Origin of the sequence: Sphingomonas sp. Xoc002 (assembly GCF_050408055.1) — a bacterium.
GTDB lineage: Bacteria > Pseudomonadota > Alphaproteobacteria > Sphingomonadales > Sphingomonadaceae > Sphingomonas > Sphingomonas yabuuchiae.
In genome coordinates, this window is the sequence record NZ_CP191175.1 from 522022 (window position 1) to 533520 (window position 11499).

Annotated in this window: 8 protein-coding genes; 5 read left to right on the top strand and 3 right to left on the bottom strand. The window is 66.9% G+C overall.

Translation table 11 applies throughout. The features are described from left to right. Positions 1–7 precede the first annotated feature (7 nt). Together ligD and ACQR50_RS02545 are read right to left on the bottom strand one after the other, a co-directional pair. Positions 8–2458 (bottom strand): DNA ligase D, encoded by a 2451-nt coding sequence (gene ligD / locus ACQR50_RS02540; protein WP_428969692.1) that lies wholly within the window; start codon positions 2456–2458, stop codon positions 8–10. Beyond that, on the bottom strand, positions 2451–3338 hold the full coding sequence (locus ACQR50_RS02545) for a Ku protein (protein WP_428969693.1): 888 nt from the start codon (positions 3336–3338) through the stop codon (positions 2451–2453). Before ACQR50_RS02545 ends, ligD begins: the two co-directional genes overlap by 8 nt. A gap of 96 nt (positions 3339–3434) precedes the next feature. On the opposite strand from ACQR50_RS02545, the gene pdxH reads away from it, so the two are divergent. The 3 genes from pdxH (at position 3435) to ACQR50_RS02560 (ending at position 5769) form a co-directional block, all read left to right on the top strand. Next, on the top strand, positions 3435–4016 hold the full coding sequence (gene pdxH, locus ACQR50_RS02550; protein WP_428969694.1) for a pyridoxamine 5'-phosphate oxidase: 582 nt from the start codon (positions 3435–3437) through the stop codon (positions 4014–4016). A 62-nt stretch (positions 4017–4078) separates the two neighbouring features. Further along, positions 4079–4966 (top strand): cation diffusion facilitator family transporter, encoded by an 888-nt coding sequence (locus ACQR50_RS02555; RefSeq protein ID WP_428970626.1) that lies wholly within the window; start codon positions 4079–4081, stop codon positions 4964–4966. Next, positions 4966–5769, top strand: coding sequence for a PhzF family phenazine biosynthesis protein (locus ACQR50_RS02560; RefSeq protein WP_428969695.1), 804 nt, complete (start codon positions 4966–4968; stop codon positions 5767–5769). The genes ACQR50_RS02555 and ACQR50_RS02560 overlap by 1 nt, the downstream gene beginning before the upstream one ends. A 169-nt stretch (positions 5770–5938) precedes the next feature. Here the strand turns inward: ACQR50_RS02560 and ACQR50_RS02565 are convergent, their stop codons facing one another. After that, positions 5939–9325 carry a chromosome segregation SMC family protein gene (locus ACQR50_RS02565; RefSeq protein WP_428969696.1) on the bottom strand — a complete coding sequence of 1129 codons (3387 nt, stop codon included), beginning with the start codon at positions 9323–9325 and terminating at the stop codon, positions 5939–5941. A 576-nt stretch (positions 9326–9901) separates the two neighbouring features. On the opposite strand from ACQR50_RS02565, the gene ACQR50_RS02570 reads away from it, so the two are divergent. Next, the gene (locus ACQR50_RS02570; protein WP_428969697.1) at positions 9902–10432 is read left to right on the top strand and encodes a hypothetical protein; all 531 of its coding nucleotides are present in this window, start codon (positions 9902–9904) and stop codon (positions 10430–10432) included. Between the two features lie 324 nt (positions 10433–10756). After that, the gene (locus ACQR50_RS02575) at positions 10757–11464 is read left to right on the top strand and encodes a hypothetical protein (RefSeq protein ID WP_428969698.1); all 708 of its coding nucleotides are present in this window, start codon (positions 10757–10759) and stop codon (positions 11462–11464) included. The last annotated feature ends 35 nt before the right edge of the window (positions 11465–11499 follow it).

Consider the following 11499-nt stretch of genomic DNA (forward strand, 5'->3'; position numbering starts at 1 on the left):
CAGGCGATTAGAGATCGGGCAGGATTTGATCCGCCACACCCCAGCCGCGCAACGCCGCGCTGCCCGCGCGCGTCGCCAGTTCCCCGGCATCGCGGATCGTCCAGCGCGCCGCCGTGTCGATGCCGTCCAGCTCGCGCCACGCCACCGGGGCCGCGACCGGCGCGCCCGATCTTGCCCGCGCCGAATAGGGCATGACGGCGGTCGCCCCGCGCTGGTTGCGCAGCCAGTCGATGAAGATGCGGCCCTTGCGCCTGGCCTTGGTCGCCACCGCGACGAAGCGGTCGGGGTCGCTCTTCGCCAGCGCCTTGGCGAAGCGTTCGGCGAAATCCGACACGGCGGGCCATTCGGCGTCCGGGGTCAGCGGCACGACGACATGCACGCCCTTGCCGCCCGACAGCATGGCAAAGCTGGTCAGGCCCAGTTCGGCGAGCTGGTCATGGATATGCGCGGCGGCGCGCTTCACATCGCCGAAGGTCACGGACGGGTCGGGGTCGAGGTCGAAGATCATCCGGTCGGGCTGTTCCAGCGTGGCGATGGAGGAGCCCCAGCCGTGAAACTCGATCGAGCCCATCTGGATACAGGCGCGCAGGCCCTCCGCATCCTCGACATAGAGATAGGGTTCGGTGCCGCCGTCCTTTTCCCGGATCGGCACCGAGTGGACATGCGGCCCGAAACTGCCCGCGTCATGCTTCTGGAAGAAACACGCCCGCGCCCGCCCTTGCGGACAGCGGACCAGGCTGACCGGCCGGCGCGCGACCCAGGGCAGCATCAGCGGGGCCACCGCCGCGACATAATCGGCGAGATCGCCCTTGGTCAGGTCGCCGTCGGGGAAGATCACCCGATCCGGATGGGTGATGGCGATGTCGCTCTCTTGGGCCGAAGGCGCGGGGGCGGGGCGTTCCTCGACCACCTGATCGGCGGGCTTGTCCTCGCGAAGGCCGATGAAGCTGGGATGGCGGAGCAGGCCGTCGGGCGTCGTCTCGGTAAAGGCGATCTCGGCGACCAGATCGGGGCGCACCCATTTCGCGCCGCGTACCATCGCGCGCGGCGCCTCGACGGGGGCGGTCTTGCGGGTGCGGGCGTCGAGCAACGTGCGCAACTCGGCCATGCGGTCTTGCGTAAAGCCGGTACCGACCTTGCCGACATAGGCCAGCTTGCCGTCGCGGTTCACGCCCAGCAGCAGCGACTTCAATCCCCGCCGCGCCTTGTCGGACGGCAGCCAGCCGACGATCACGAACTCCTGCCGCTTCAGGCATTTGATCTTCAGCCAGTCGCGGCTGCGCGCGTCGGGATAACGGCTGTCGGCGCGTTTGGAGACGACGCCCTCCAGCCCCTCGGCACACAGCGTGTCGAACAGCGCCTCGCCCGAGCCGGTGACGTGTTCGGCGAACTGGATAACCTCGTCGCCCTTGGGCACGATGCCGCGCAGCCGTTTCTTGCGCTGGACCAGCGGCAGGCCGGTCACATCCTCGCCGTCCAGCGACAGCAGATCGAAGGCGAACAGGCTCATCGGCTTGGTCGTGCCGATCGCATCCTTCAGCGTCGAGAAGTCCGGCCGTCCGTCCTTGAACGCGACGATCTCTCCGTCGATCAGCGCGCTGGTGACGGGCAGGTCGGCGGCGGCCGCGACGATGCCGGGGAATTTTGCGCTCCAGTCCAGCCCGCTGCGGGTGAAGACCCGCGCCTTTCCCCCGCCGACCGCGATCAGCGCGCGGTAGCCGTCATATTTGATCTCATGCAGCCAGCCATTTCCGGCCGGGACCTGATCGACCAAAGTGCAGAGCGCCGGGGGGCGAAATTCGGGCATCGTGCCCGCTTTCGCCTTGGCCTTCGTTTTCGCACTGCCCGGCCGCGCCTTCGATGTGTTGGTCGACTTTGGCTTCGCCGCTTTCCCTTCGGCGATCTGCGCCATGGTCCGTCCGGTCGACACGCTGGTCAGCGCCTGATCGGTCAGCGTGTCGGTGCCCCCGGCCTGGGCGTCGGCGACCTTGCGCAGCAGCCAGTTCTCGCGCTTCTCCTTGCCCCTGGGCTTCATGCGGACGAGCAGCCACTCGCCTTTCATCCGCTCGCCATCGAGGATGAAGTGGAGATGCCCGTCCTCCAGATCCTTCGCGCTCTTGCCCGCGACCGGCGACCAGGTGCCGCGATCCCACAGCATCACCGTGCCGCCGCCATATTCGCCCGCCGGGATGGTCCCCTCGAAGGTTGCATAGGATAGCGGATGATCCTCGGTCCGCACCGCCAGCCGCTTTTCGTCGGGGTCCAGGCTCGGGCCGCGCGTCACCGCCCAGCTTTTGAGCACCCCGTCCACCTCCAGCCGGAAGTCCCAGTGGAGCCGGGTCGCGTCATGCTTCTGCACGATGAAGCTGTTGCCCTTGCCCGGCGCCAGCGTCCCCGCCGGTTCGGCGGTGCGGGTGAAGTCGCGCTTGGCGTTATAGCGTTCGAGCGGATCAGCCATGTTTGCGCGCCGGGGCTTTGCGGGTGGTCTTTTTCGCAGGCGTCTTGCGGGTCGTCTTGGCCGGAGCCTTGCGGGATCGGCTGCGCGTCTCGCCCGTCTCCATCGACTGTTTGAGTGCCGCCATCAGGTCGGCGACATTGCCGCCCGACTTCGCAGGCGCGTCATCCTCGTCCTCAATGACCTTCTTGCCCTTGCCCTTGCGCTTGCGTTCGATCAGGCGGTGCAGCGCCTCGACATAATGGTCGTGGAATTGCTTGGGGTCGAAGGGGCCGGACTTTTTCTCGATCAACGCCTCGGCCAGATCGAGCAGCTCGGCATCGGGCTTGGCATCGCCGATATCGCTGAAATAGCTTTGCGCCTTGTTCACCTCATCGGCGTAGCGCAGCGTCTCCAGGATCAGCCCGCGCCCGCATGGCCGCAGGCTGACGATATATTCGCGCCCCCGCAGCGCCAGCTGACCCAGCCCGACCTTGCCGGTCCGCTTCAACGCCTCGCGCAGGACGATAAAGGCTTCCTCGGCCAGATCGTCGGCGGGCACGACGAAATAGGGGCGCTCATAGTAAAGGACGTTGATCTCGCCCGCATCGACGAAGCGGGTCAGCTCCAGCGTCTTCTTCGACTCCAGCTTGACCGCGTCGATCTCGTCCTGGTCGAGCAGGACGTAATCCCCCTTGGCGACCTGATAGCCCTTCACGATCTCGTCGGTGTCGACCGGGCCGATGTCGTTCACGACCTTTTCGTAATGGATCGGTTTGCCGCTGGGTTCGTGGATCTGCTTGAACTGGATGGTCGCGCCGCTTTTGGTCGCCGGATAGATTTCGACCGGGATCGACACGAGCGCGAGGCGTATCTGGCCCTGCCAGTAAGCGCGTGCGGGCATTGGGGAAATCTCCGTTGCGTAACCCCTCCAATGACGGACTCAGCGTTTCCGTTCCCGACATTGGTTTTCCGCCCCCACAAGCGTATGGGCGGGCGCATGGCTGACGATCCCTTTGCCCTGTTCGACGCGTGGCTTGCCGAGGCGCGGGCGAGCGAAATCAACGATTACAACGCGATGGCGCTGGCGACGGTGGATGCGCGCCTGCAACCTTCGGTTCGCATGGTCCTGCTGAAGGGCCATGACCGCCGCGGATTCGTGTTCTACACCAACCGCGAGAGCCGCAAGGCGCAGGATTTGGGGGAGGGCAGCAACGCCGCGCTTCTCTTCCACTGGAAATCGCTGCGCCGCCAAATCCGCATCGAGGGGCCGGTGAGCCTTGTCGACGATGCCGAGTCGGATGCCTATTTCGCGAGCCGTGGCCGCGACTCGCAGCTGGGCGCCTGGGCCTCCGATCAGTCGCGCCCGCTCGACGCCCGCGAGACGTTCGAGGCGCGCTTCGAGGACATGCGCGCCCGCTTTGAGGGCGGCGACGTGCCGCGCCCGCCGCATTGGGGCGGATACCGCGTGACCCCGCAGCGGATCGAGTTCTGGCTCGACCGCGAACACCGGCTGCATGAGCGCCGTGTCTTCACCCGCACCGGCGAACATGGCTGGGACGAAGGATTGCTGTTTCCGTGACCCAGGACGAACGCAAGAAAGTCATTCCGCTGGCGACCAAGGCGGCGCTGGCCAGCGTCGCGATGGCGCTGTTCCTGCTGGCGCTGAAGGGGTTCGCCGCGTGGCGGACGGGCTCGGTCGCGATGCTGGGGTCGCTCGCCGACACCGCGCTAGACCTGCTGGCCAGCCTGGTGACGCTGTACGGCGTGCGGCTGGCGGCGACCCCGGCCGACCACGACCACCGCTTCGGCCATGGCAAGGCGGAGGCGCTGGCGGCGCTGTTCCAGGTTGCGCTGATCACCGCCTCGGCGGCGGGGATCGCCTGGCGCGCGGTGATGGCGCTGGGCGCGGACAATCCGACCAGCGACGCGGAATTCGGCATCGGCGTGTCGGTGATCGCGATCCTCGCGACCATCGTCCTGCTCGCCTATCAGCGCAGCGTGATCCGCCGCACCGGTTCGGTCGCGATCCTGGCCGACAATGTCCATTACCAGTCCGACGTGCTGCTCAACGGATCGGTCATCATCGCGATGGTGCTGGACCAGTATTTTGGCTGGCACGGCGCGGACCCGGTCTTCGGCATCGCCATCGCCGTGTGGCTGGCCTGGGGCGCGTTCCAGGCATCCTCGACCGCGATCGACCAGCTGATGGACAAGGAATGGTCCGACGACCAGCGCGCCGCCTTTCTCGACGTCGCCGCGCGCCAGCCGGGGCTGAAGGGCATTCACGACTTCCGCACCCGTCGTTCGGGCAGCCACGACTTCGCGCAGTTCCATATGGAGGTCGACCGCGACATGACGGTCGCCGCCGCGCATGACGTGGTCGAGGGCGTCGAGCGCGCGCTGCGCCGTGCCTTCCCCAAGGTCGAGGTGCTGATCCATCTCGATCCCGAAGGCCATGTCGACACCGACAATCCGCTGGTCGAGGCGGACGTGACCCCCCACTGGTTCGGCAAGCGGGTAGGCTATTGATGCGTATTCCCTTTACCCAGGTCGACGCCTTTGCCGATGCCGCGTTCGGCGGCAATCCGGCGGCGGTAATGACGCTGTCCTCCTGGCCGGGCGACGCCACGCTGCTGGCGATCGCGCAGGAGAACAACCTGTCCGAAACCGCCTTCCTGGTGCCGATGGACGGCGGTGAAGCGGATTTCGAGCTGCGCTGGTTCACGCCGGGCGACGAGGTCGAGATGTGCGGCCACGCCACGCTGGCGAGCGGACATGTCGTGCTGTCGTCGGATACGACGCGCGAGCGTGTGCGGTTCGCGACCCGCCATGCCGGGGTGCTGGAGGTGGCACGCGACGGGCTGGGCTACAGCATGTCCTTGCCGGAGCGGACGCCGTCGCCCGAGGCGCTGCCGGGGGTGGTCGAGGCGCTGGGCGTGGAGGGCGTGGTCGAGACGCTGCGCCATCCGGCGGGCTATGCGGTCGTGGTCGTCGACGATGCGGCCAGGGTGCGCGGCTGCACGCCGGACTTTACCGCGCTGGCCAAGGCGGGGCGCTATGTCGTGATCCTGACCGCGCGCGGCGGGGCGGGGGAGGCCGATGTGGTCAGCCGCGTCTTCGTGCCCGCCTTCGCCATCGACGAGGACCCGGTGACGGGCGCGGCGCATGCGGTGCTGACGCCCTACTGGACGCAGAAGCTGGGGCGCGAGTCCTTCGTGGCGGAGCAGGCCAGTGCGCGGGGTGGACGGTTGAGCTGTCGGCTGGCGGGTGACCGGGTGATCCTGGGCGGTGGATGCGTCACGGTGATCGAGGGGACGTTCCTGCTGCCGTGAGCCGCTGCTATTCCTCCCCATCGGAGATGGGGAGGGGGACCGCCCGGCATAGCCGGGTGGTGGAGGGGCCCGCCCCACTCTTGCGGTGATCGTCAACGGCGTGGTCTTGCCCCTCCACCACCGCTTCGCGGCGGTCCCCCTCCCCAAGCGCGCTTGGGGAGGAATGGGGCTACTCCGCCGCCAGCAGGGTCTCCGCTGCCTGCAGATCCACCGACACCAACCGGCTGACGCCGCGCTCGATCATCGTCACGCCGAACAGCCGGTGCATCCGGCTCATCGTCACCGCATTGTGCGTCACGATCAGATAGCGCGTATCCGTCTCGCGCGTCATTCGGTCGAGCAGACCGCAGAAGCGATCGATATTGGCATCGTCCAGCGGGGCATCGACCTCGTCCAGCACGCAGATCGGCGCCGGGTTGGTCAGGAACAGGCCGAAGATCAGCGCCACCGCGGTCAGCGCCTGCTCGCCCCCCGACAATAGGGTGAGCGACTGGAGCCGCTTGCCCGGCGGCTGCGCCATGATCTCCAGCCCCGCCTCCAGCGGATCGTCCGAATCGATCAGTGCCAGATGCGCCGAGCCGCCGTCGAACAGCGTCGCGAACAAGGTCTGGAAATGGCCGTTCACCGCCTCGAACGCCTCCAGCAGCCGCTGCCGCCCCTCGCGGTTGAGCAGTCCGATCGAGCTGCGCAGCCGTGCCACCGCCTGCACCAGATCCTCGCGCTCGGCGGCACTGGCCGCGCCGCTCGCCTCCAGATCGGCCAGTTCCTGTTCGGCGACCAGATTGACCGGGCCGATGCGTTCGCGGTCGGCGGACAGCTTGTCATGCGCGGCGGCCTCGGCCTGGGGCGAGCCGACGCCGGCGCTGTCGAAGGCCAGCTTCTCGGGTAGCACCGGCGCGGGGCAGGCGAAGCGTTCGCCCGACACACGGCCCAGCTCGACCCGGCGAAGTTCGTGATTCTCGACCCGCGCCAGCGCCCCCGCGCGCGCTTCCCGCGCGGCGGACAACAGCGCATGGGTCTCGGCATGCGCGGCCTCGATGGCACGCAGCGCGCGTTCGGCGTCGGCTTCCTCGATCTGGGTGCGCTCCGCCTCGGCCTTGGCGGTGTCGTGCGCGGCGGCGAGCCTGGCAATCTCCTCCGCGAGCAGGCTGGGCTGGTCGGCCAGTGCGGCGGCGTCGCGGTCGAGCGTTGCGGCGCGGTCGTCCATCTCGGCGATCCGGCCCGCCGCCTGGCCCGCACGCTGGTCCCAGCCCTGCGTCTCGGCCATGGCAGCGGACAGCCGATCGCGGGTCTGGGTCAGGCTGCGCTCCAACGTCGTCCGCTCCGACCGGGCCAGCGCCACCGCCGAGCGCGCCAACTGCGTCTCCTGCTGGAGCCGCGCCGTCTCCGCCGCGCTGGCAGTGCCGTCGGGCAGTCCGGCCAGCGTCGCCTGGGCGCGGTCGCATTCGGCCAGCGCCTCGTCCATCTCGGCGGCGATGCGTTCGGCGCGGGTGGCGAGGTCGGTGCGCTGGGCGGACAGCCGCTCGATCACCGCCTGTGCCCGGTCCTCGGCGCGCTGGGCATCGCGCAAGGATGCTTCGGCGGTGGCGTGGAGGTTCCGCGCGCTGGCGGCGGCGGCGCGGGCGCGGGCGATCCGGTCCTCGATGGCAGCACGTGCCTCGGTCGCGGTCTGGACCGCCGCCTCGGCCGCCGGACGTTCGGCCTCCAGCGCGGCGAGCCGGTTGCGCCGCTCCATCCGCTCCGCCGCCGCCGCGCCGCCGCCCTCGCCGATATAGCCGTCCCAGCGCCGCAGCCGCCCCTCGCGCGTGACCAGCCGCTGCCCGACGCTCAGATGCTGGCCCGAATCCGCCTCGACCAGGAAAATCTGCGACAGCCGCCGGGCAAGCGTCGGCGGCGCCTTGATCCGCTCACCCAGCCTTAGCGTGCCGACCGGCGCGGCGGGGTCGTCGGGTGCGACGGGGGAGCCATGCCAGTCGACTAGCGGCGTCTCCAACTCGTCGCCCAGCGCGGCCGCCAGCGCGCGTTCGAACCCCGGCTCGGCCTGCACCTCGTCGAGCAGCCGGTCGCCGCCCTTGCTCGCGGTCGCACGGGTCAGCGTCGCCGCTTCGGCCTCCAGCGCGGCGAGGGCGGCGATGGCGCGGGCGCGGGCTCCCTCGGCGGAATCGCGTTCGCCGGTCGCGGTCAGTTCGCTTTCCTCGGCCCAGCCCAAAGCCGCGCGTGCCTTGTCCGCATCGACCTTGGCGGCGGCCTGGGTCGCAATCGCCGCTTCGCGCGCCGCCTCCTGCTCGGCCATGTCGGGCAGCGCCTCGATCGCGGAGGCGACCGCGCGGGCATCGCGTTCGGCACGGGCATGGCGGGCGCGGGCGGCGGCCAGCGCGGCCTCGGCGATGCGGCGCTCGGCGGCCTCGGCGGCCTGGGCCGACAAGGCGCGGGCCAGCGCGACCTCGGCATTGCGGTTCTTCGTCTCCGCCTCGGCCAGCAGCGCGTCGAGCCGGGGCATGGCCTGCACCGCATGGGCGATGCGCGCCTCCAAATCCTCGCACTCCTCGGCCAGCCGCCGGATCGCGGCGGCCGCGTCGTGCGCCAGCGCATCCTCGCGCGCGCGGTCCTCGTCGATGCGGGTGCGCGCGGCGGCCAGCTCCTCGATCCGCCGTTGCAGGCCATGGCGGCGGTCGCGGGTGCGCGACAGGGCATGACCCGCCTCGCTGAGCGTATCGCGCGCGGCGAGCGAGGCGGCGCGGGTCCGGGCGGCGCGCGCACCCGCCTGTTCCTGTGCGGCCGCAGCCTCCCGCTCGGCGGCGGTGGTTTCGGTGACGCGGCGCTCGGCCGCTTCCGCCTCGATCTTGGCCGCGCCCGCCGCCTCGGCCGCATCGCGCCAGCGGGCGAAGATCATCCGCGCCTCGGCCACCCGGATCTGGTCGGAGAGCAGGCGATAGCGCTCCGCCGCGCGCGCCTGTCGCCGCAACGTCGCGATGCGGGCGTCCTGGTCGGCGATCGCCTCGTCCAGCCGGGTCAGGTTCGTCTCGGTCGCGCGCAGCTTGGTCTCGGCATCGCGGCGGCGGACATGGAGCCCGGCGATCCCGGCCGCTTCCTCCAGCATCGCGCGGCGCTCGGCGGGCTTGGCGGCGATGACCGCGCCGATCCGGTTCTGGCTGACAAGGGCGGGCGAGTGCGCGCCGGTCGCGGCGTCGGCGAAGAGCAGCGCCACGTCCTTGGCGCGCACGTCGCGCCCGTCGATCCGATAGGCCGAGCCCGCGCCCCGCTCGATCCGGCGGACGATCTCGGTCTCGTCGCCTTCGCGCTCGGCCAGGATCGTGACCTCGGCAAAGTCGCGCGGCGGGCGGGTGGCGGTCCCTGCGAAGATCACATCTTCCATGCCCGCACCGCGCATCGACCGCGCGCTATTCTCGCCCATCGTCCAGCGCAGCGCCTCGAGCAGGTTCGACTTGCCGCAGCCATTAGGCCCGACAACGCCGGTCAGCCCCGGTTCGATGACCAGATCGGCCGGATCGACGAAGCTCTTGAAACCCGAAATGCGAAGCCGCTTGATCTGCACGGACCCGGTCGCCGCTCCCCCGATGCGCTGTGGTTAACCGATAGCGAATGGGGGCGGGATGTCGAGGGGGGTGGGCGATAGTCAGCGAGCGGGCAAGGCGCCCGTCGACAATCACTATCGTTTCAGGGGCCAAGCGTTCGTGCGGGCGGACAATTCCTTAGTCCTGCTGGCAACGACCCGCGAAGCCCGACCATGTCCACTTCCAAAACCCAGGTCGCCTATTTTGGAAAATCATATGCTCTGAACGTTCGCTCGCACGGTCAGCGGGGTCGTCTTCCATTCGCCAGATCGTTGATAAGGCAGCGATAAGCCTGGCACCCATTATCGCGAATGCTGGGGTGCATGATTGCCAAGATCATCTAGAACAAGTTTATCAATAGAAAGGCGAAAGGGGGCTTGCTTTGCGCTGCTAAGCTTTGGGATTGCCACGTAATTTCTTTACACTTTTACTGGAAAATCGATAACTTATGAATTACAAAAAAAGAATTATAAATTTATGATGAAATGATGATTGACAGAGTTGTTATAAAGAAGGATTTTCATAAAATAGACAATCTCCGGTTATGGAGTCGCTGTATGCGAGAGTTTAAGGGTTTATCTTTAACTTTTGTATTGGCGTTTGTGGCGGTTCCAATGGCCGCCGCGCAGATGCGAGTCGTTGGCCTGCAGGTCGATGAGCCGGACTTTGTTGACGTCTGGTCGGAGCCGATTACGCCAAAAGCCAAGCGGCCCAAAATTGGGCCATGGCGGATGCCGTCTTTTCCGGAAGTGCACCGCTATATTCGTGATACGCCCGCCCGCGCAGCGGACATCCAGCGCGAGCGTGCTATTCGCTACGCCTTTACAAGGGCGGGCGCCTTTTCGAAGCCAGCCAAGCATATTCGCATCAGTTGCCGGGCAAAAGCGTGCGAGTATGTTCTTCTGTACCCGGATACTGTGTCGGATGCGGACCGCGTGCGGGCCGCCCAAGCCATACACCGGGTCACATCGTCCCTCTGTCTCAAGTCATCGTGCGAAAGCGGCATTGTCATGTCGGGCGGCCGAACCAAAGGTACCGGACTGGCCGAGCTTGGTTACTTCATTCAAACCGACAGCGGTTTCATTTGAAGGGAAATGTCATGAAAGCCACTCTCTCTGTCTTCTTGTTGATGATCTCGGCACAGGCTTCGGCTCAAAGTGAATGTCAGACGTGTAAGAAACAAGACCATCGATCCGGGAACTACTATTCATGTGAGACCGCTGGGCGCGGTAGGAATAATAGCGATAAGAAATATCGTTATTGTAGTAAAGGGCAAGAATATCGTGATGCGAGGGGGCAGGTGTCACGTGAATGTTCGACATTTTCAGAATGCACAACGCCGGTTGCTTCGCGCAATGGCCGTAAAATGTTTTATGTTTCGACACGGTGGTCATGCCCCGAAGGTGTGAAATATGCGAACCGTCAGCTTTTCGCTTGATGTGATCGTGAGAAGGGTTGGTGAGAAAGTGACAGCCAAGCGTTCCTTTGCGACCCTATGCATCGTCATACTCGGTGTGGCGCTGATCGTTTCGATCCACTTGAGTAAGGTCGGGGCTTCCGCCGATGATGGCTCGATCCAAGGATCGATCGTGCAGGTGGTGTCGTCCGGCGCGGCGCCGCCTCAGGCAAAGCCGCCCTCCTCCATCGGGCGGGTGCGCGCGCCCCGCCTCGCCCCGGAGATCCAACATGACCCAATGGCGAATATGCGCGCTGCGGAACTAGCCCGGATTTCGGACGTGGCATCGCCGTTCTTCGGCTATGATCCTAACCTCAAATCGCTGCACGATCGCCTTCGTGCGGAAGGGCGTGACGAAGCTTGGGCGAGTCGATCCGAAGACATGCTCGCGAAAGAATATGCCGATATGTCCGGGATCAAGGGCACCGACCAAGCTCCGCATATACATTGCGGCGCCACTTTGTGTGAAGTCAGCGGCAGTCTGGATTTCCCCCTACGCGATATCGCCATGAAAAGCGTACAGGCACCGGAGTTTTCCGAGCGGATGTGGGCGCGGGGCTATCATCCGATGAACCAGGGTTTTGGCCCAGGAAAGGATGGGCGGCAAATGTTCATTGGCTATTTCCGCCGCGAAGCGCCAATCATCATATCCAAAGGCCAGTGATTAGTGTCATTCGGCTGGTCTGTGCTTCCAAGGCC

Coding starts and splice junctions, on each gene's coding strand:
- ligD (WP_428969692.1), bottom strand. CDS start 2,458: ATGGCTGATCCGCTCGAACGCTATAACGCCAAGCGCGACTTCACCCGC.
- ACQR50_RS02545 (WP_428969693.1), bottom strand. CDS start 3,338: ATGCCCGCACGCGCTTACTGGCAGGGCCAGATACGCCTCGCGCTCGTG.
- pdxH (WP_428969694.1), top strand. CDS start 3,435: ATGGCTGACGATCCCTTTGCCCTGTTCGACGCGTGGCTTGCCGAGGCG.
- ACQR50_RS02555 (WP_428970626.1), top strand. CDS start 4,079: ATGGCGCTGTTCCTGCTGGCGCTGAAGGGGTTCGCCGCGTGGCGGACG.
- ACQR50_RS02560 (WP_428969695.1), top strand. CDS start 4,966: ATGCGTATTCCCTTTACCCAGGTCGACGCCTTTGCCGATGCCGCGTTC.
- ACQR50_RS02570 (WP_428969697.1), top strand. CDS start 9,902: ATGCGAGAGTTTAAGGGTTTATCTTTAACTTTTGTATTGGCGTTTGTG.
- ACQR50_RS02575 (WP_428969698.1), top strand. CDS start 10,757: ATGCGAACCGTCAGCTTTTCGCTTGATGTGATCGTGAGAAGGGTTGGT.